This is a genomic window from Bradyrhizobium sp. 27S5, from assembly GCF_037217225.1.
GTDB classification, from domain to species: Bacteria; Pseudomonadota; Alphaproteobacteria; order Rhizobiales; family Xanthobacteraceae; genus Bradyrhizobium; species Bradyrhizobium septentrionale.
Window position 1 is genome coordinate 3,868,902 of record NZ_CP147714.1, and the last position, 18,736, is coordinate 3,887,637.

At 66.3% G+C, this 18,736-nt stretch carries 21 protein-coding genes; 13 read left to right on the top strand and 8 right to left on the bottom strand.

The window, feature by feature from the left end; genetic code table 11:
• The first annotated feature begins 47 nt into the window (after positions 1 to 47).
• The 3 genes from WDM24_RS17805 (at position 48) to WDM24_RS17815 (ending at position 2,181) form a co-directional block, all read left to right on the top strand.
• Complete coding sequence (locus WDM24_RS17805; RefSeq protein ID WP_338831943.1) at positions 48 to 1,025, top strand: hypothetical protein; 978 nt, start codon at positions 48 to 50, stop codon at positions 1,023 to 1,025.
• 92 nt (positions 1,026 to 1,117) lie between these two features.
• A complete protein-coding gene (locus tag WDM24_RS17810; protein WP_338831944.1) occupies positions 1,118 to 1,723 on the top strand; it encodes a TetR/AcrR family transcriptional regulator in 606 nt (201 codons plus the stop codon).
• Positions 1,720 to 2,181, top strand: a complete 462-nt coding sequence (locus WDM24_RS17815) for a PaaI family thioesterase (RefSeq protein ID WP_338831945.1) — start codon at positions 1,720 to 1,722, stop codon at positions 2,179 to 2,181. The genes WDM24_RS17810 and WDM24_RS17815 overlap by 4 nt, the downstream gene beginning before the upstream one ends.
• A 39-nt stretch (positions 2,182 to 2,220) precedes the next feature.
• Here the strand turns inward: WDM24_RS17815 and rplI are convergent, their stop codons facing one another.
• The 4 genes from rplI to rpsF all read right to left on the bottom strand — a co-directional run bounded on the left by rplI (position 2,221) and on the right by rpsF (position 4,673).
• A complete protein-coding gene (gene rplI, locus WDM24_RS17820) occupies positions 2,221 to 2,820 on the bottom strand; it encodes a 50S ribosomal protein L9 (RefSeq protein ID WP_166296244.1) in 600 nt (199 codons plus the stop codon).
• A 53-nt stretch (positions 2,821 to 2,873) separates the two neighbouring features.
• Entirely contained in the window at positions 2,874 to 3,836 is a 963-nt protein-coding gene (locus WDM24_RS17825) for a DUF2232 domain-containing protein (protein WP_166296241.1), read from the bottom strand.
• Positions 3,837 to 3,962: 126 nt separating this feature from the next.
• Positions 3,963 to 4,202: a 30S ribosomal protein S18 gene (gene rpsR / locus WDM24_RS17830; protein WP_016844287.1), complete on the bottom strand. Its 240-nt coding sequence runs from the start codon at positions 4,200 to 4,202 to the stop codon at positions 3,963 to 3,965.
• 6 nt (positions 4,203 to 4,208) lie between these two features.
• Positions 4,209 to 4,673: a 30S ribosomal protein S6 gene (gene rpsF, locus WDM24_RS17835; protein ID WP_029083529.1), complete on the bottom strand. Its 465-nt coding sequence runs from the start codon at positions 4,671 to 4,673 to the stop codon at positions 4,209 to 4,211.
• Positions 4,674 to 5,014: 341 nt separating this feature from the next.
• On the opposite strand from rpsF, the gene WDM24_RS17840 reads away from it, so the two are divergent.
• From WDM24_RS17840 to gmk, 9 genes are all read left to right on the top strand, one after another.
• Positions 5,015 to 5,731 (top strand): TetR/AcrR family transcriptional regulator C-terminal domain-containing protein, encoded by a 717-nt coding sequence (locus WDM24_RS17840; protein WP_338831946.1) that lies wholly within the window; start codon positions 5,015 to 5,017, stop codon positions 5,729 to 5,731.
• The gene (locus WDM24_RS17845; RefSeq protein ID WP_338831947.1) at positions 5,728 to 6,753 is read left to right on the top strand and encodes a fatty acid desaturase family protein; all 1,026 of its coding nucleotides are present in this window, start codon (positions 5,728 to 5,730) and stop codon (positions 6,751 to 6,753) included. The genes WDM24_RS17840 and WDM24_RS17845 overlap by 4 nt, the downstream gene beginning before the upstream one ends.
• 209 nt (positions 6,754 to 6,962) lie before the next feature.
• A complete protein-coding gene (gene fabD / locus WDM24_RS17850; protein ID WP_338831948.1) occupies positions 6,963 to 7,916 on the top strand; it encodes an ACP S-malonyltransferase in 954 nt (317 codons plus the stop codon).
• A 21-nt stretch (positions 7,917 to 7,937) separates the two neighbouring features.
• Positions 7,938 to 8,675 (top strand): 3-oxoacyl-[acyl-carrier-protein] reductase, encoded by a 738-nt coding sequence (gene fabG, locus WDM24_RS17855; protein WP_338831949.1) that lies wholly within the window; start codon positions 7,938 to 7,940, stop codon positions 8,673 to 8,675.
• A gap of 289 nt (positions 8,676 to 8,964) precedes the next feature.
• Entirely contained in the window at positions 8,965 to 9,204 is a 240-nt protein-coding gene (locus WDM24_RS17860; protein ID WP_011441358.1) for an acyl carrier protein, read from the top strand.
• Positions 9,205 to 9,300: 96 nt separating this feature from the next.
• Complete coding sequence (gene fabF, locus WDM24_RS17865; protein WP_338700232.1) at positions 9,301 to 10,566, top strand: beta-ketoacyl-ACP synthase II; 1,266 nt, start codon at positions 9,301 to 9,303, stop codon at positions 10,564 to 10,566.
• Positions 10,567 to 10,693: 127 nt separating this feature from the next.
• The gene (gene mltG / locus WDM24_RS17870) at positions 10,694 to 11,953 is read left to right on the top strand and encodes an endolytic transglycosylase MltG (protein ID WP_166296220.1); all 1,260 of its coding nucleotides are present in this window, start codon (positions 10,694 to 10,696) and stop codon (positions 11,951 to 11,953) included.
• 229 nt (positions 11,954 to 12,182) lie between these two features.
• The gene (locus WDM24_RS17875; protein ID WP_338831950.1) at positions 12,183 to 13,070 is read left to right on the top strand and encodes a YicC/YloC family endoribonuclease; all 888 of its coding nucleotides are present in this window, start codon (positions 12,183 to 12,185) and stop codon (positions 13,068 to 13,070) included.
• Between the two features lie 3 nt (positions 13,071 to 13,073).
• Positions 13,074 to 13,727, top strand: a complete 654-nt coding sequence (gmk, locus tag WDM24_RS17880; protein WP_338831951.1) for a guanylate kinase — start codon at positions 13,074 to 13,076, stop codon at positions 13,725 to 13,727.
• A gap of 64 nt (positions 13,728 to 13,791) precedes the next feature.
• Here gmk and WDM24_RS17885 read toward each other — a convergent pair whose 3' ends face one another.
• On the bottom strand, positions 13,792 to 14,835 hold the full coding sequence (locus tag WDM24_RS17885) for a hypothetical protein (RefSeq protein WP_338831952.1): 1,044 nt from the start codon (positions 14,833 to 14,835) through the stop codon (positions 13,792 to 13,794).
• Between the two features lie 124 nt (positions 14,836 to 14,959).
• On the opposite strand from WDM24_RS17885, the gene WDM24_RS17890 reads away from it, so the two are divergent.
• On the top strand, positions 14,960 to 15,496 hold the full coding sequence (locus WDM24_RS17890) for a hypothetical protein (RefSeq protein WP_338831953.1): 537 nt from the start codon (positions 14,960 to 14,962) through the stop codon (positions 15,494 to 15,496).
• Between the two features lie 65 nt (positions 15,497 to 15,561).
• Here the strand turns inward: WDM24_RS17890 and WDM24_RS17895 are convergent, their stop codons facing one another.
• The 3 genes from WDM24_RS17895 to WDM24_RS17905 form a co-directional block, all read right to left on the bottom strand.
• Entirely contained in the window at positions 15,562 to 16,062 is a 501-nt protein-coding gene (locus tag WDM24_RS17895) for a hypothetical protein (protein ID WP_414645733.1), read from the bottom strand.
• A 33-nt stretch (positions 16,063 to 16,095) separates the two neighbouring features.
• Positions 16,096 to 17,460, bottom strand: a complete 1,365-nt coding sequence (locus WDM24_RS17900) for a caspase family protein (protein ID WP_338831955.1) — start codon at positions 17,458 to 17,460, stop codon at positions 16,096 to 16,098.
• Between the two features lie 207 nt (positions 17,461 to 17,667).
• A complete protein-coding gene (locus tag WDM24_RS17905; RefSeq protein ID WP_338700242.1) occupies positions 17,668 to 18,726 on the bottom strand; it encodes an alcohol dehydrogenase in 1,059 nt (352 codons plus the stop codon).
• Positions 18,727 to 18,736 lie beyond the last annotated feature (10 nt).

The window sequence follows — 18,736 nt, forward strand, 5'->3', positions numbered from 1 at the left end:
CCATGAGGCGCAGGCGGCGATTTTTCCGGAATCTGGAGACTTAAGGAATGTTGAGCCGAGCCCTCAGTCTGGCGACGGTGACGCTTCTGATTGGCTGCCTGTCAGCCGTATCGGCGCAAGCGCAAAACCTCGAGGCCGGCAAAAGCCCCTCCCAGATCTTCGCAAACACCTGCACAGCCTGCCACAAGAGCCCGCGCGGCCTGCTGAAGACCGTGCCGGCCGGTTCGCTGCCGGGTTTCCTGCGCCAGCACTACACGACGTCCAGCGACATGGCCGGAGTGCTTTCATCCTTTCTGATTTCGAACGGCGCCAACGACCCGCGCTACCAGGCCAAGGATCAGCCCAAGGGGGCCAAAGGCAGCAGGGAAGGCCGGCAGGAGGCGAACCAGTCGCCGGAGCAGCAGCCGCCTGAGCGTCCGTCGCGCCGCCAGCATCAGGGTGCTGCGCCGCAGGAAGGCGCCAAGGAAGCGTCGAAGCCCGACGCGGACGGTCTGACGCCGGCTCCAGGTGAAGGACGCCATCGCGGCCGGCGCATGGCGCGCCCCACCGAAGCGCCCGAGGGCGTCAAGCCGGACGACGGCCAGACCCCGCAGGCCGCCGGCGAAGGCAAGCCGTCGCGCCAGAAGCACGGCCGTCGCGGTAAACCGGTCGACGAGCCGAAGTCCGACGAGGCGCCCAAGGGAGAGGCGAAGGGCGCGGCGACGGGCGACGAGCCCAAGGCCCAGACCGCCGTCAAGCACGAGGACAAGGGTGAGACCGAGAAGCCGGCGAAGCCCGCCAGCGAGCCTGACACGGCCAAGGTCGATGCGCCCAAGAGCAGCGGCGAGCCGGCCGCGGTGCGGCCCGATCCGGTTCCGCAGGTGACGCCGGTAGCACCCGCCGCTTCGTCATCACCCGAGCCCGCCGCAGCCGCGTCTCCCGCTCCAGCGCCCGCCGCGCCGCCGGTGACCGCGACGGCGCCGCCGCCACCACCGCCCCCGACGACGCCGGGCTCCGGTCCACCGGAAGCTCCGACCTCGAGGTAATTGCCAACGCCGGGCCGCGAGGTCCGGCGTTATCGTTTGACAGCCATTAGAGCAAAACTCTAGAGTAATGATCTAGTCAGGGGGAAGACAGGTTGACCACGGTGCGCGAAGATCTGCTGGCGGCGGGACTGGCGGTGTTCGACCGCGACGGTTTCGAGGGCGCGACGGTGGCCGAGATCCGGTCCCGGGCGCGCGCCTCCAACGGCAGCTTCTTCCATTTCTTCGCCTCGAAGAAGGAGCTCGCCGGAACTCTGTTCCTGGAGATCCTGCAGGCCTATCACGCCGCGATCATCACCTCGGTCGACGCCACATGCGGCGCCGCCGAGGGCGTTGCGCGGCTGATCCACGCCCATCTCGATTGGGTCGTGACCTTCAGGCGCGAGGCGCGCTTCCTGTTCGAGATTTCGCGCAGCGAGTGGGGCGAGGAGGTGCGCGGCGCACAGCGCACCGAGAATTCGCGGCTCACTGATGGCATCGAGCGCTGGCGCGGGCCGCTGCTCGCGCGCGGCGAGTTGCTGCCGATGAGCGCTGTGCTGTTCTTCAGCCAGATCATCGGGCCGGCGCAGATCTTCTGCCGCGCCTATCTGTCGGGCCGCCATCAGAGTGATCCGCGCGAACAGGTCGAGACGCTGATCGCCTGCGCGATCCGCGCGGTGGTGGCGCGGGGGGCGTCGGAGCGAGCAGGAGAAACGTCATGAGCGAGACCGATCCGGACTTTGCGCCGATCGCAACGCGGATTCGCGACAATGTCGGCCGTCAGGGATTCATGGGGCTGGTTGGTGCTGAAGTGGCCGAACTGTCGCGCGGCGCGTGCACGCTCGCGGTCGACCGACGGCCCGAGCTGCTGCAGCAGCACGGCCTGTTTCACGGCGGGGTGACGGCGTTCCTGGTCGACAACGCCACCACGATTGCGGCGGCGACGTCGCACGGCCAGCCGGCGCTGACGGCGGAGTACAAGCTGAACCTGCTGTCGCCGGCGTCGGGCGATCGGCTGATCTGCCGGGCGCGGGTGATCAAGCCGGGACGTCAGGTCGCCGTCGTTGCAGCCGACGTGTTCTGCATCATCGACGGCAAGGAGAAGCACACCGCGACAGCACTGGCGTCAATTGCGATGCTTGACGACAAGGCGGCCGCACGAATCCAAAGCCCGGCCTGATGGGGCCGGGCTTCAGTCGGTGGAGTGATGAAGCGAAGCTTACTTCTCTTCGGCAGCCGGGGCCGGCTCGGCTTCGTCGTGCTGGGCTTCCGGATCGAAGAACTCGCCGGCGGCGGCGATCGCCTCGGCGGCAGCGTCCTGGTCTTCCTGGCGGGTCGAGATGTCCTCGCCGCGCTTGATCCGATCGGCCTCTTCGGCGGAGCGGGCGACCGTCACGGTGACGCTGGTCTCGACCTCGGGGTGAACCGCGATCGTCACCTTCTGCTGGCCGATCGTCTTGATCGGCGAGTCGAGCCAGACCTGCGGACGGGCAACCGTGACGCCGTCGGCGGCAAGCGCAACCACGATGTCGCGCACGGTGACCGAGCCGAACAGCTGGCCGGATTCGGAGGCCTGGCGGATGATGACGATGTCGCGGCCGTCGATCTTCTCGGCGACCACGGCGGCTTCGCCCTTGGCCTTGATGTTGTTGGCCTCGAGCTCGGCCTTCATGCCGTCATACTTGGCGCGGTTCGCGTCGGTGGCGCGCAGCGCCTTGCCGCGCTTCAGCAAGAAGTTGCGGGCGAACCCGTCCTTGACGCGCACGACTTCGCCCATCTGGCCAAGCTTGGCGACGCGTTCGAGCAGAATGACTTCCATTTTCGTTCTCCTTTGAGATGCAAAGTCTCGGGTTGAAGTGGTTGGATCGAATGTCACGCCACCGGCAAAGGCGGCGGTCTTGTTTGCAGATAGCGCTGCCGCAGTCCGAACACGGCGTCGGCGATGCCGAGTGCGGCCATCACGAGGATCAGTCCGCTGAAAACGAACATGACGGCATAGACGCAAACGAGCCACAGGGTGCGGTTGCTGGCCGACAGGGTCAGGACATGCAGGACGGCAAAGCCGACGAGCGCGTAGGCGAACAGCAACGCGGTCGCGACCGCCTTTGCCAGCATTGCGAACGTGCCGCCGACAAAGCAGAACGCGACGGCCGCGGCCAGGATCGCGAGCGTGACCGGCGGCAGCGCGGTGCTTCGCAGGTCCGGCCATGGCCGATGCAGGCGTCCGGATGTCAGTGCGACTTTCGCCGCCAGCCACAGGTTCAGCGTGAACATCATCGTCACGCTCACCGGCAGCGCCAGCGGGGCAAGGAACACGAACAGCCTCGCGAGCTGATCGATTTGCTCGGCCGTCATATTGCCGTCGGTCTGGCGCATCATCTCGCGCAGGCCCTGCCGGATGGTCTCGGCGATGGCGTCGACGTCTGCACCGAACGACAGCAGGATGCCCGCCGTCGTAAGGACCGCTATGGCCACGATCCAGATCAGGATGCGGCCGACCGGATACCATTCGAGATTGGCGGCGCTGCCCGCGACCGCTGTGGTCGCGCCCGGCCGTCCGAGCATGGCGAGATGGCCGAGCCACCAGGCCGGCAATGCGACCCCGATTGCGAAGCCGACGCCGTGGGACAGGCCGAGGAGGGTTGTCAGCGCGGCGGTCGCGATGATGCCGCTGAACACAGCGGCAAGCGGACCCCAGCCGAGCGCCACCACCATGAGCGGCAGCGGAGCAAAATAGGCGAGCAGCAACGAGACCGCCGCGCCCGAAACGATCGAGGCGAACATCAGCGCCGACGCGGCGCCGGCTGCAAGTGCAACGATGAGTATCGCGATCATCAGCTGTCCCGCTCCTTTCGAGCGGTTAGAGGCACTCTGTCGAGAACCCCAACCATCGGCGACCGGACGACCCGGAAGCCTTATGAGAATAAGCGGCCGGCGGCGCGTGCCGCCGGCCGGAAACGTTTACCTGATAACGTAGGGCAGCAAGCCGAGGAAACGCGCGCGCTTGATGGCGCGGGCGAGCTCACGCTGCTTCTTGGCGGACACCGCCGTGATGCGGCTCGGCACGATCTTGCCGCGCTCGGAGACGTAACGCATCAACAGCTTGGAATCCTTGTAGTCGATCTTCGGCGCGTTCGCGCCCGTGAACGGGCAGGACTTGCGGCGACGGAAAAACGGACGGCGGGCACCAGCATCAGCCATGATTCATTACTCCTCGGTCGCAGCTTCTTCTTCGCGCGGACGGCGCGGGCCACGGTCGCCACGGAAACCACCCTCGCGGTCGCCACGGAAGCCGCCTTCGCGGTCGCCGCGGAAGCCACCGCCGCGGTCATCGCGCTCGCGGTCACGGTCGGCCTTGCGCATCATCGCGGACGGGCCTTCCTCGTGCTCTTCGACGCGCACGGTGAGATAGCGGATGACGTCTTCGTTGATCCGCTCCTGGCGCTCGATCTCGGTGACGACAGCCGACGGTGCGTCGATGTTCATCAGCACGAAATGCGCCTTGCGGTTCTTGTTCATGCGGTAGGTGAGGGAGCGCACGCCCCAGCTCTCGGTCTTGGTGACCTTGCCGCCGCCCTGCTCGACGATCCCCGTCATCTGGGCCGTCAGCTCATCCACCTGCTGGGTGCTCGCATCCTGACGCGCGAGAAAAACATGCTCGTAAAGAGGCATGGTTGTCCTTTCCTGTGTTGGCGCGGGTTTCCGGCGACAAGCCCTTCGAGACCTTCGGAAAGGACTCGAGCTGCTCAGAAGGCGGGAGCACGGGACGACGGGCCGACTGGCCCTGCCACATCAAAATCAACGGGTGAATTTGCTGAGACCGTCCGTTCAGCTCCCGGCCGGAGCCCACGAATGGGGCGCTTTATACGGATTTTGGCCGCGAAGGCAAGGGTTGTCGTCCCTGGGATTTCGCGACGAGGCCGGGCCTCTCCGGCGCTCCATAGCCCACTTTCGCGGATCCTTGTTGATTTCTTTGTTTGTATATCATACAAATATCTCCGGGAGGACGATCAATGGGTTCGGAGACCGCCAGCGGCATGTCCGCGTCCGATCCGAAGCACGCCGTCCGCGCGACACGGTCGGCGGGGCGCAAGATGCGCTCGCTGCTGCTCGATGCCGCCAGCCGCCTGTTCAAGGAGCGCGGGGTCTCGGGCACGTCGATCTCCGATATCGCCGCAGCCGCCGACGCCTTTCCGAGCCAGATCACCTATTACTTCCGCACCAAGGAGGCGCTGTTCGTCGAAGCCGCCAGCCGCGACATGCTTTATCTGGCGCGCGCGACCGAGCAGGCTGCGCTGCAGGCCCACACGCCGCGGGAGTACACGCACGCTTTGGCCGAGACCGTGACGGCGACCGACACGGTCGCCTTCTTCGCCGAGGCCCTGACACTCACAAGGCGCCGGCAGGATCTCGCGCCGCTGGTCGAGCGAACCATCGAACGTCTGCACAGCGAAGGCGCACGCGCCTATGCGGGCCAGGTCGAGCGGCACGGCTGGCGCTCGTTGCGCGCCCCCGAGGAGAGCTCGCGGCGCTTCTGGGCGATTGCGATCGGTGTGATCGTCGAAGGCTTCGCCATGGGCCGCGCCTCCGAGGAGATGCGCCGCGAATTGCTGCGCGCGCTCGGCGAGCAGGCGACCGCAACATCGACGTCCGCCAATGATGAATCGCGCCTGCGCCTGGTCAGCGATCGCGACAATTCACCCTCCACGGACGGGGAGACCAGCTCATGACCGCGCTTCGCATGCGTGCCCGCGATTTTCTCACCGAAGACGAACTGGTGGCGGTCCGTGAGCGCACCACGTGGAAGGGCGTCGCGCTGATCGCGCATGCCTGGGCCTTGATCCTGGGGGCGATCGCGATGGTCGCATGGTGGCCCAATCCGCTGACCTATCTGCTTGCGGTCGCGATCATCGGCTCGCGCCAGCTCGGGCTTGCGATCCTGATGCATGACGGGGCGCATGGCTGTCTCTCGGCGGACGAGAAGACCAATCTCACGCTGAGTCAGTGGTTCTGCGCCTATCCGATCTTCGCCGAAACCCGCGGCTATCGCCGCTATCATTTGCAGCATCATGCGCGGACGCAGCAGGAGGACGATCCTGATCTGGTGCTGTCGGCGCCGTTTCCGATCACGAAGATGAGCTATCGCCGGAAATTCTTCCGCGATATCACCGGGCAGACCGGCTACCAGCAGCGCAAGGCGCAACTGCTCAACGCACTCGGGCCGAAGGACTGGCCGTTGTCGCAGCGTGCCGCGAATTTCTGGGACAAGCTCGGGCCGCAATGCGTCACCAACGCGCTGCTGTTCGCAGGCCTTGCCGCCGCGGGCGTGTGGTGGGCCTATCCGCTATTGTGGCTGGTGCCGCTCTTCACCTGGATGATGGTGATCACGCGCATCCGCAACATCGCCGAACATGCCGTCGTGCCCGACAGCTCCGATCCGTTGCGCAACACCCGCACCACGCGCGCCAATGTCCTCGAGCGGCTGTTCATCGCGCCATACTACGTGAACTATCACCTCGAGCACCATTTGCTGTTCTACGTGCCCTGTTACAACCTGCCGCGCGTCCACCGCATCCTGAGCGGAAGCCGCTATGCCGGCCGGATGGAGGTGCAGCCGGGCTACGCCGCCGTGCTGCGGCTTGCGACGGCCAGGCCCGCCCACGAGGATCGTCCGGGGCAACTGGTCAACAGCGCGCGCCGGGCGCAGGCCGGCGCCAAGGTTAACGCCGACCAGAATGCCGGTGGGTTCTAGCCGGAAGCCCGTCCGGCATCCCCAGGGTTCCGCGCGCGCGGCTTGACATCGCGCCCCCCATCAGTGTCTTACGGCCCGGTCCAGGGCCGGGGTGCACGGCAGGGCCCGGACCCGCTGTGGCGCGTTTCGCGCGACGCGGATACCGTTTCCCCTGCGGCGGGCGCAAGGCGCCTGCGCGGGGATCACGCTCAACAAGGTGGGGATCGCCGATGACGGCAGCATTTACGTTTCCCGGGCAGGGCTCGCAGGCGGTTGGCATGGGCAAGGCCCTGGCCGACGCCTTTCCGGTCGCCAAAGCGGTGTTCGAAGAGGTCGATTCCGCCCTGGACCAGAAGCTGACCGCGATCATCTGGGATGGTCCGGGCGAGACTTTGCAACTGACGGAAAATGCCCAGCCGGCCCTGATGGCGGTCTCGATCGCCACCCTGCGCGTGCTCGAGAGCGAAGCCGGCTTCTCGGTCGGCCGCAACGCGGCCTTTGTGGCCGGGCACTCGCTCGGCGAGTATTCGGCGCTGGCCGCCGCCGGCAGCCTGACCGTCAGCGACACCGCGCGGCTGCTGCGCACCCGTGGGCTCGCGATGCAGAAGGCGGTGCCGGTCGGCGCCGGCGCGATGGCCGCGCTGCTCGGCCTCGACTACGAGGCGGCTGTGGCGGTCGCCAATGAGGCGGCGCAGGGCCAGGTCTGCCAGGCCGCCAACGACAATGGCGGCGGCCAGGTGGTGGTCTCCGGCGACAAGGCCGCGGTCGACCGCGCCGTCGAGATCGCCAAGACCAAAGGGGCAAAGCGCGCCATGCTGCTGCCGGTGTCGGCACCGTTCCACTGCAAGCTGATGCAGCCGGCGGCCGATGCGATGGCCGAGGCGCTGTCCGGCGTCACCATCAAGGCGCCCGCGGCGCCGCTGGTTTCCAACGTGCTGGCCTCGGCGATCACCGATCCCGACGAGATCCGCCGCCGCCTGGTCGAACAGGTCACGGGGACGGTGCGCTGGCGCGAGTCGGTCGCCTATATGGCAGGGCAGGGCGTGACGCGGTTCTTCGAGATCGGCGCCGGCAAGGTGCTGAGCGGCCTCGTCAAGCGCATCGCCGATGGCGCGGTCGGCGTGTCCGTCGGCGGCCCGAACGATATTGCTGCGGCCAAGGACGCGCTCGCAGCTTCGGCTTGAAGCAGCCGGAAGGAGAATTCGATGTTTGATCTGACTGGCAAGACGGCGCTCGTCACGGGCGCAACCGGCGGCATCGGCGGCGCGATCGCCCAGGCGCTGCACGCGCAAGGCGCGACGGTCGCGATTTCGGGGACGCGGCGCGAGGTGCTGGACGGCTTTGCGGCCAAGCTCGGCGAGCGCGTTCACGTGCTGCCGTGCAATCTCTCCAGCAGGGATGATGTCGAGGCGCTGGTGCCGGCAGCGGAAGCTGCGATGGGGCAGGTCGACATCCTGATCGCGAACGCCGGCATCACCCGCGACAATTTGTTCGTGCAGTTGCGCGACGAGGATTGGGACGACGTGATTGCGGTCAACCTGACCGCGACATTCCGCCTCGCGCGCGCAGCGACCAAATTGATGATGCGCAAGCGCTTCGGCCGCATCATCGCGATCACCTCGATCGTCGGCGTCACCGGCAATCCGGGGCAGGGCAACTACACCGCCTCGAAGGCCGGCATCATCGGCCTGATCAAGACGCTCGGTGCCGAATACGCCAAGCGCGGCGTGACCGCCAACTGCATCGCGCCGGGTTTCATAAAGACGCCGATGACCGATGCGCTCAACGACAAGCAGCGCGAAACCATCCTGGCGAAGGTTCCTGCGGCGCGGCTTGGAACGCCCGAGGACATCGCTGCGGCGGCGGTCTATCTGGCCTCGAACGAGGCTGCCTACGTCACCGGACAGACCATTCACGTCAACGGCGGGATGGCTATGATTTGAGCTGCTTACTGGCTCTCGCAATGCGGCGAAAAGCCGTTTTCGGGAGCCGGTTCAGGCGTGTAGTCAAGGCTTGGGAAGTATGATAGCTGAACCCCCCATGGATGGGCAAAGAACGCCATTGCAGGATTTTGAAACCCTGTATATTGGCGTGGCGACGCCTGCCGTTCGCCGGGGCTTTAGTCGGCTACGACCGGGCCGAATCAAGACTATGCGCGACTGAGTAATCGAGACGACCACGATGGCTCGTATCGTCTTGGGGTCGGGTCCAATGGAACAACGAGGTTGAACGATGAGTGAGATTGGCGAGCGGGTTAAGAAGATTGTGGTCGAGCACCTTGGTGTCGAACCCGAGAAGGTGGTCGATGGCGCGAGCTTCATCGATGACCTCGGCGCCGACAGCCTCGACACGGTCGAGCTCGTGATGGCCTTCGAAGAAGAATTCGGTTGCGAGATTCCCGACGACGCGGCGGAGACGATTCTCACCGTCGGCGACGCGACCAAGTTTCTTGAGAAGAACGCGAAGAGCTGACGCCGATCGCGGAGTTGATGGGGCCGGAGGGACCGCGGTTGAGCGGTCCCCCGGTTTCTTACTATTAGCCGCCCATTGCTGGCCGGAGGCGTGGAAATGAGACGGGTTGTCGTCACGGGGCTGGGCATGCTTACACCGCTCGGCTGCGGCGTTGACGCAACCTGGACGCGCATCCTCGCCGGCGAGAGCGGCGGCAAGAAAATCGACACGTTCGAAGTGTCCGACCTGCCGAGCCAGGTCGCCTGCTACATTCCGCGCGGCGACGGCTCCAACGGCACCTTCAATCCCGATCAGTGGATGGAGCCGAAGGACCAGCGCAAGGTCGACGACTTCATCCTCTACGCGATGTGCGCCGCCAGGCAGGCGCTTGACGATGCCAACTGGCATCCGAAGTCCGATGAGGACCAGTTCGCCACCGGCACGATGATCGGCTCCGGCATCGGCGGCCTCACGGGCATCGCCGAGACCGCGGTGCTGCTGAAGGAGCGTGGACCGCGCAGGGTCTCTCCCTTCTTCATTCCGGGCCGCCTGATCAATCTGGCGTCCGGCTACGTCTCGATCGAGCACGGCCTGAAGGGGCCCAATCATGCGGTCGTCACGGCGTGCTCGACCGGTGCGCATGCAGTCGGCGATGCGGCGCGGCTGATCGCGCTCGGCGATGCCGACGTGATGCTCGCGGGCGGCGCCGAATCGCCGATCTCCCGCATCGGCATCGCCGGCTTCTGTGCGGCGCGCGCGCTGTCCACCGGCTTCAACGATACCCCGCAAAAGGCATCGCGGCCATACGACAAGGATCGCGACGGCTTCGTGATGGGCGAGGGCGCCGGCGTCCTCGTGCTCGAGGAATACGAGCATGCCAGGCAGCGCGGCGCGAAGATCTACGCCGAGGTCACCGGCTACGGCCTGTCGGGCGATGCCTTTCACATCACCTCGCCGCCGCCGGACGGCAATGGCGGCTTCCGCAGCATGAGCATGGCGCTGAAGCGCGCCGGCCTCGCGGCGTCCGATCTCGACTACATCAATGCGCACGGCACCTCGACGCAGGTCGGCGACGAGATCGAGCTCGGCGCGGTCGAGCGTCTGCTCGGCAATGCGGCCTCGAAGGTTTCGATGTCGTCGACCAAGTCCGCGACCGGACATCTGCTCGGAGCGGCCGGCGCGATCGAGGCGATCTTCGCGGTGCTGGCGATTCGCGACAATGTGGTGCCGCCGACCATCAATCTCGACAACCCGTCGGTGCAAACGGCGATCGATCTTGTGCCACATACGTCGCGCAAGCGTGACGTGAATGTGGCGCTCTCCAATTCCTTCGGTTTCGGCGGCACCAACGCCTCCGTGATCGTGCAGCGCGTGACCAATTAGTAGGTCTTTAGAACTAGTCCACCGTTTTGCCGTATTCCGCGGTGACTCCTAATAGCGGGCGTATGCTATTGGCAGGGCAGGGGTTTGTCCGGCCACGATTCAACCGGCAGGATATTGGTTTGCATCGATGAGTGAGAGACCGCCCATTTCACCGAGGAGTCCACGTGCCGCGCTGGAGCCCGAACAGGTTCCGCCGCCGCCCAAGCGCTCGGATCGTGCCCGCAATCCCTTCGTGATCGTCGGCAATGCCATCTTCACCATCCTGATCATCCTGATGATCGGCGCCGGAGCGACGTATTACTACGGCAGGCAGACGCTGGAATCGCCGGGCCCGCTGCAGGAAGACAAGATCGTCAACATCCCCGCGCGCGCCGGCAAGCGTGACATCGCCGACGTGCTCTCGCGCGAGGGCGTCATCAACGTCAATCCGTGGATATTCATCGGCAGCGTGTTCGCACTGAAGGCGAGCTCCGATCTCAAGCCCGGCGAATACTCGTTCCAGAAGAATGCCAGCCTGCGCGACGTCATCGCCACCATCGTCGACGGCAAGGTGGTGCAGCACGCCATCACGATTCCCGAAGGTCTCACTTCGGAGCAGATCGTGACGCGGCTCACCGACAACGACATCTTCACCGGCTCGGTGCGCGAGATTCCGCGCGAGGGAACGTTGCTGCCGGAGACCTACAAATTCCCGCGCGGCACCACGCGCGATCAGGTGATCCAGCGCCTGCAGCAGGCGCAGAAGCGCGTGCTTGCCGAAATCTGGGAGCGCCGCAATACCGACACGCCGCTGAAATCGCCGGACCAGCTGGTGACCCTGGCCTCGATCGTCGAGAAGGAAACCGGCCGCTCCGACGAGCGCAGCCGCGTCGCCGCCGTGTTCGTCAATCGCATGCGCCAGAAGATGAAGCTGCAGTCCGATCCGACCATCATCTACGGACTGGTGGGCGGCAAGGGCACGCTGGGGCGTCCGATCAAGCGCAGCGAGATCACGCAGCCGTCGCCCTACAACACCTATGTGATCGACGGCCTGCCGCCCGGACCGATCGCCAATCCCGGCCGTGCCTCGCTGGAGGCAACCGCCAATCCGGCGCGCACCCGCGACCTGTTCTTCGTTGCCGACGGAACCGGCGGCCACGCCTTTACCGAGACCTACGACCAGCACGCGAAGAACGTCGCCAAGCTGCGCGCCTCGGAGAAGCAGATCCAGAACGACACCGTCGAGCCCGCGGATGATCCGGCGCCGGCCGCCGCGGCGCCGGGCGCAGCCGACAACAATCCCACGGCGGCCACGCCGCCGAAGCCCACCAATCAGAAGAAGCCGCCGCGCAGCGGTCGCCAGGGCGCAGCCCAGCAGACCAATTCGCCGCCCGTCGTGCAGCGCTAAGGCGCGATGCAATCGGGCTGTATCGTCATCGCGCTTTAGCTTCTTGTTTGGGCATGATCTTTCCGGAAAACCGCTGCACGCTTTTCCGGATCATGCCCTAGCTCTGCATTTTCCGGGGGTGGACGTAATTCCACTTTCACGGAATCCGTTTTAAGGTCGCACCGGCTCCCCCCGGGTCTCGTTAGGCTCCGGGTGAGTGCCATATCCTTCTGTTGGAGAGTTTCACGCGATGGCGCTGTCGAGCATGACTGGCTTTGCCCGAAGCCATGGCGGAAGCGGTCCCTACACGTTCGAATGGGAGCTGAAATCGGTCAACGCCAAGGGCTTTGACCTGCGGTTGCGGCTGCCGCCGGGCTGGGACGAACTGGAAGCCCTCGCCAAGAAGCGCGCCGGCGAGCTGCTGTCGCGCGGCACGGTCTACGCCAATCTTACCGTCAAGCGCACCGATGCAGCGCAGACCATCCGCATCAACGAGGACGTGCTGGCCGCCGTCGTGAAGGTCGCAGGTGAGCTCGCGCAGCGGATCGACGCGGTGGCGCCGAGCATCGATGGGCTGCTCGGCATCAAGGGCGTCATCGAGGTGGTCGAGCCTGACAGCAACGAGGACGAGGACAAGGCGGCACGCGGGGCGGCGGCGAAGGCGTTCGAGCAGGCGCTCGGCAGCCTCGTCGAGATGCGCCGCCGCGAAGGTGATGCGCTGGGCGCGATCCTGATGCAGCGGATGGACGAGATCGAGCGGCTCGCCAGGCGCGCCGAGGCGGCGCCCGGCCGCAAGCCCGATGCGATCAAGGCGCGGCTTGCCGAGCAGATCGCAGCGCTGCTGGAGACCTCCGATCGCTTCGATGCCGACCGGCTGAGCCAGGAGGCGATCCTGATCGCCACCAAGGCCGACATCCGCGAGGAGCTCGACCGTATCGCCTCGCACATCGCCCAGGCGCGCGAGATGATCGGCAAGGGCGGCCCAGTCGGGCGGCGGCTCGACTTTCTCGCCCAGGAATTCAATCGCGAGGTCAACACCGTCTGCTCGAAGTCGAACGACGTCGAATTGACCAATACCGGACTTGAGATGAAGAACGTGGTCGAGCAGTTCCGCGAACAGGTCCAGAATCTGGAGTGAATGATGACGGCGCAGGGTTTTGACGGCGTTGAGCGGCGCGGACTGATGTTCGTCCTGTCGTCGCCCTCGGGCGCCGGCAAGACGACGCTGTCGCGCATGCTGATCGAGCGCATGCCGGATTTGAAAATGTCGGTGTCGGCGACCACGCGTTCGAAACGGCCGGGCGAGGTCGAGGGCCGCGACTACTTCTTCGTCGACAAGGCGAAGTTCGAGGCGATGGCCAAGCAGGGCGAGCTCTTGGAATGGGCCACCGTGTTCGATAATCGCTACGGCACGCCGCGCGCGCCGGTCGAGGCGGCGCTCGCGGCCGGCCAGGACGTGCTGTTCGACATCGATTGGCAGGGCACCCAGCAGTTGCGCGAGAAGGCGCGGGCCGACGTGGTCAGCGTCTTCATCCTGCCGCCGTCAGCCGCCGATCTCGAGAAGCGGCTGCATACCCGTGCGCAGGACTCGGAGGAGGTCATCCGCGGGCGGATGAACCGCGCCACCCATGAGCTGAGCCACTGGGCGGAGTACGATTACATCGTCGTCAACCAGAACGTCGACGACGCGTTCGCCGAGGTGCAATCGATCCTGAAGGCTGAGCGTCTCAAGCGCGAGCGCCGCACCGGCCTCACCGAATTCGTGCGCGGCCTGCAGCGTCAGCTCGAGAAGTAGCTGACCGCGATCGTGATGCGATCGCGGGGATCGCATCACGTCTCATATCCTGTTCAAGCGCGCTCTAGTTCGCCGCGCTGCGCGCCAGCCGCTGCAGCATGGCTGCGATCTGCTGGTTGTCCTGCTCCCTTTGATCCAGATCGCGCGCGGTCTCGCGGCGCGCAACCGGCGTCTCGGTACGACGCGCAGCAGGCGTCTCGGCGCGGCGCGGCACCGGTGTCTCGGAGCGGCGCGGCGCCGCCTCGGACAGGCGCAGCGGGCGGTCCCGGCCGACCACGGTCATCGGTGGTGCCGGCTCGGTGTGGAGTGAATCCCAGGGCGCGCGCCACTCTTCCTTGATTTCGTAAGGCGGCGTCCGCGTGCGCGTCAGGCCGAACACCAGCGCGCTGACGAGGCCGGCCAGCGCCAGGGCGCCGACCATCACGATCAGCAGCATCTGGGTCGAGGACGACGATTTCTCCGCGGGCGCCTCGGCCGCGGCGGAGGCGGCAGGAGCTGTCGCGGCCGCCTGTTGCGGCGCTGTATCCGCCTGCGCGACCACGGTCGGCTGGTCTGCGGTGTGCCGGGTTCCGTTGGTTCCGGCCATGCTCGACGAATCCAGCCATCTCGTATTCACGGCCGACGGCTGGGCGGTCGCGTCGGGCGGCGCAGCAGACGCCGCCGGATCGGTTGCCGCCGTGCTGCCGGCCTGGCCTGCAGGGCCCGCGACAGGCGCGGCAGCAGCCTGCGGCGAGGGCCACTCGGCATGTGCATCGGAGACCGATTTGCGCATCGCCGGCTGTGGCGCCGGCTTGCTCGGTGGCGGCGCCGCGTCGGCCGTCGCCGTGTCGGGCGCGGCGGCCGGCTGCTGCTGCGTGGTCGCGGTCTTGGTAGCCTTGTTCTTGGCCTCACCGAGATACCAGCACTTCTTCTTCGTGCGGTCGAGATGGTAGAACCAGTGGCTTCCCGCAGGAGCGGTTGCCTTGGGAGCGGACAGACAGGTGTCCGCCGTATTCGCCGTATTGGTGCTCGCCGTATTGGCGGCCGTCTGGGCCATGGCGCTGAAGCTGGCGCCGGCCAGGATGCTGGCGGCAAGCGCCGCAGCGAATTTCGCTGAACGATTTGACATACGCGTCCCCGGTATTCTTTTTTACGCAAACGCTGGTGACGCCAATCTCGGTAAAGAGTTGGGTCGCAATGCGCCGCAAATCCGGAGCGGGTAGGGCTTAATTGCGGCTTGCGGCGCCCCGCAATTGCGGCGCGCCGGTGGTCAGAAATCGTGCTGGTTCGGTCAGGGAACGGCCTACCGCTTTGACGCGGTCCAGTGGCCCTTGCATCCGTCAGATCGCACGAACGAGCCGGAACCGCTGCGGCCCGAGAAACGGCCCGAGCTGGTCCAGCTCAAGCCTCCGGCGGATCCGCTTCCCGTCGTGGACCCATTGGGGCTGACACGTCCGGAACTCAGCTCTCCCGAAATGCTGCCGCCTGAGATCACCAGCCGTTCGGTGCTGGAGCCGCAAGGCGACCCCTCGGCGACAACCACCCACGAACCATCGAAATTGCCGCCACCGCCGCCCTCGCTGCCGGCTTTGCGCGTTGCGCGGCGCGGCGCCTCCGAGCTTCGTGCAGGCTTCGACGGCGCGACGGCGCGCGGCGCCTGCCGGGTCCCGGACAGCGACTTCTCGTCATTGCCGATGCTGCCGCCGCTGCTGCCGGATTGCGCCAGCGCGGCCGCCGAACCGGTGAGGCAGAGCAGGGCAGAGAACAGGGTCATTCGGACGTTCGGCTGAAACATCGTGTGCATGGTCGGGCGTGTCCAAATTCTTGATCTGCAAATTCAGGGTCCGGGGCAGCTCTATTGTTTGGTGGCGGACCAGGTCCCGCCGCAGCCGTCGGAGCGGCGGAACGTTCCCGAACCGCTGCGGCCGGACAGGCGACCCGACCCGATCGAGGTCAAGCCGTTGGCCTGGAAAACGGAGCGCGCCGCGCCGCTGGCGCTGACGGATCCGGTGAGCCCTTCGCCGATGATCCTGCCGCTCGTGATCACGACCGCGCCGGAGCCGGTGCCGCCGCAACCGACTGACGTGACGACCCAGGCGCCGTCGACGCTACCGCCGCCGCCGCTCTTGCGCGCGGCGCGGCGCGGCTCGTCCGCTTCGGGCTTGCTGCGCCGGGCCGGTCGATCGGTCTCGACTGAGCGCGGCGCAGCGCGCGAGCCGGACAGCGACTTCTCGTCATTGCCGATGCTGCCGCCCGAGCTGCCGGACTGCGCAAGCGCGGCCGTTGAGCCGAGGGCGGAAAGCAGCAACGCGGAAAACAGGATCGATCGAGGCATCGAGTGAAACATGCTTGTCATTCTCGGCCCTATTTAAAATGATCATCAGCAAATTCAGTGTCCGGCGCCGTCGGCGCAGACGGCATCGATAATGCGACAGGATTTCCCGGCCTTGCCACACTCGTCAAGTGCGGCGGTCCTGGCGCGATCGAGCGTGTCGCGCTGGATCAGCGACCAGGACTTGCTCGATATCGCAAACGCGCCGCAGCGCGAGCCGTAGAACGAAAGCTCGAGGGTGCATTTGGCGCCGCCGCATTTGGCGCGCGCGTCGTCGACCGCGGCGCGCCGTGACGCATGCTTCCAGGAGATGCCCCATTTGTCGATGTCGGGGCCGTAGACGATCGATCCCCAGGGCTGCAGGTCCTCCATCTTGCGCAGCCGTGTCAGCACGCCCTCGGTCGCTTCGCCGGTCGGCGTCATCGCGACCTTCTCCTGGAATTTGCTGATCGCCGCGCGCATGCCGTTCTTGCTGTCGATCGGCTCGGGATCGAAATTGTGCTCATAGAGCCGGTCGCTCAATTCGCGCAGCAGTGCCGGATCCCTGATCTGAATGCGGTCGGGATCGGGCCGCAGCGTGCCCGGCGATTGCGGCTCGGGCTGCGGCGCGACCGCAACCTTCTGCTCGGCCGCGGCCGCCGGCGGCACGAAATAGAAGGTCCCGTCGATCGGCGACGACGAGACCCAGGGCTGCTGCGATCCGCCGGTCGCGCGCTTCACGGCAAGGCCGACCTGGTTGAAGGTCTGGAAGATGTCGAGCCCGGCGAGCTTGATCGTGGAGGCCAGTGCCCTGGTGTAGGGGCTGTGGCCGTCGGTGCCGTCCTGCGCAACGTTGCCGGGCTGCGTGGCGTAGGAAATCAGCGTGCCCTCGGGCGCGCGCATTTGCGCCAGGCCGCCGTCGGCGGCGCCCAGGCCGCGTCCGCCGAACGGATTGTTCCGGCAGGCATCGAGGATCACCATGTTGAGCCGCGTGCCGGAGCCCTGCATCTGCCTCAGCACCAGGTTGACGTCGAGCATCTGGAAATCGACGTCAGCCTCGCGCGTGGCGTTGGCGTTGACCGGCACCAGGTAGTTCGCGCCGGACACCTGAACGCCATGACCGGCGTAATAGAACAGCGCGACGTCGGCGCCCCGCACCTGCCGGCCGAAGCTCTGGACGGCGATGTCCATGCCTGGCTTGTCGAGATCGAGCTGGGCGCGGCCGCCGATCAGGGTGAAGCCGAGGCTTGCCAGCGTCTCGGACATCAGCGTGGCATCGCTGCGGGGATTATCGAGCCGGGTGACGTTTTGGTAGGCGGAATTGCCGATCACCAGCGCGACGCGCTTCTCGGTGGCCGCCTGCGCCACGCCGATCAATGCCTGCCACAGCAGCGCCAGCAGCGCTGCTGCTGCCAGGATCCTGCCTTGCACAGCCCCGTGCATCCCCGTGATCCTCTCAGCCTCGCTGGCAGACTACCAGCGGGCGTGGGAGGACAAAAGCAGCAGTCCGGCCGGCCGGGCGCGACCAATTGCGCTCAGTGACATCGCACAGGGAGTACCCCGCCGGGGGGCTTGCGCGGCGGCGGGGCGTCTTCGTTAAGCGCGCATGGTCTTTTCGGAAAACCGCTTCACACTTTTCCGGATCATGCGTTAATTCTTCAGGACGATGCGTCCCACGACCTTGCCGGCGCGCAGTTCGTCGATCCATTTCTGGACGTCGGCCATCGGCTCTTCCTTCATCGGCGTCGGCTTGATCTTGCCGGCACGCGCAAGCGCCATCAGCTCCTGGCCTTCGGCCAGCGTGCCCACCATGAAGCCTTCGATGGTCATGCGCTTGTAGACCCACTGCACCATCGGCAGCGTGAACTGGCCGCCCATCAGGCCCGAGACCACGATCTTGCCGCCGCGCGCCACCGTGGAGACCGCAAACGCCATCGACTTCTCGTTGCCGGCAAAGTCGACGACACCGTCGAAGCCGCCGTCGCTTTCCTTCAGCATGCGCTTGACGACATCGGGCTCCGCCGGGTCGTACGCCGCTGCGGCACCATTCTTCAGCGCGGTCTCGCGCGCCGCGGGACTGAGATCGGCGACCGTGATCTTTTGCTTGAACATCGCCTGCGCGAACGACAGGCCCATCATGCCGACGCCGCCAAGCCCGATCAGCAGCAAATTGCGCTGGCGCGGGCGATCGACCAGGCGCTTCAGCGCGCCGTAGGCGGTGACGCCTGAGCACATCAGCGTGGCGGCCTGGTTGACCGGCAGCGGATCGTAATCGAGCAGGTATTTTGCGTCGGGCACCAGCACGTGGGTGGCGAAGCCGCCGTCGATCGAGACGCCGAGGAAGCGCTGCTTGACGCAGAGGTTCTCGTCGCCGGCGAGGCAGTCGCGGCACTGGCCGCAGCCGATCCAGGGGAAGACCGCCTTCTTCGATCCGACCAGATCCTTCGGCGCATCGGGGCCGACCTCGTCGACGACGCCGGCGATCTCATGACCGAGCGTGAAAGGCAGGGTCATGCCGCGGGTGGTGTCGAGCTTCTTGCCGCCGCCGAGATCGGCGTAACCGTCCTGGATGTGGAGATCGGAATGGCACAGGCCGCAGCGCTCGATGCGCACCAGCACCTCGCGCCCTTGCGGCTTCGGTGTGTCGACGATGGTTTCGCACAGCGGTGCATCGAATTTGACAAGGGATTGGCGAACCATACGCGCCATTACGTTTTCT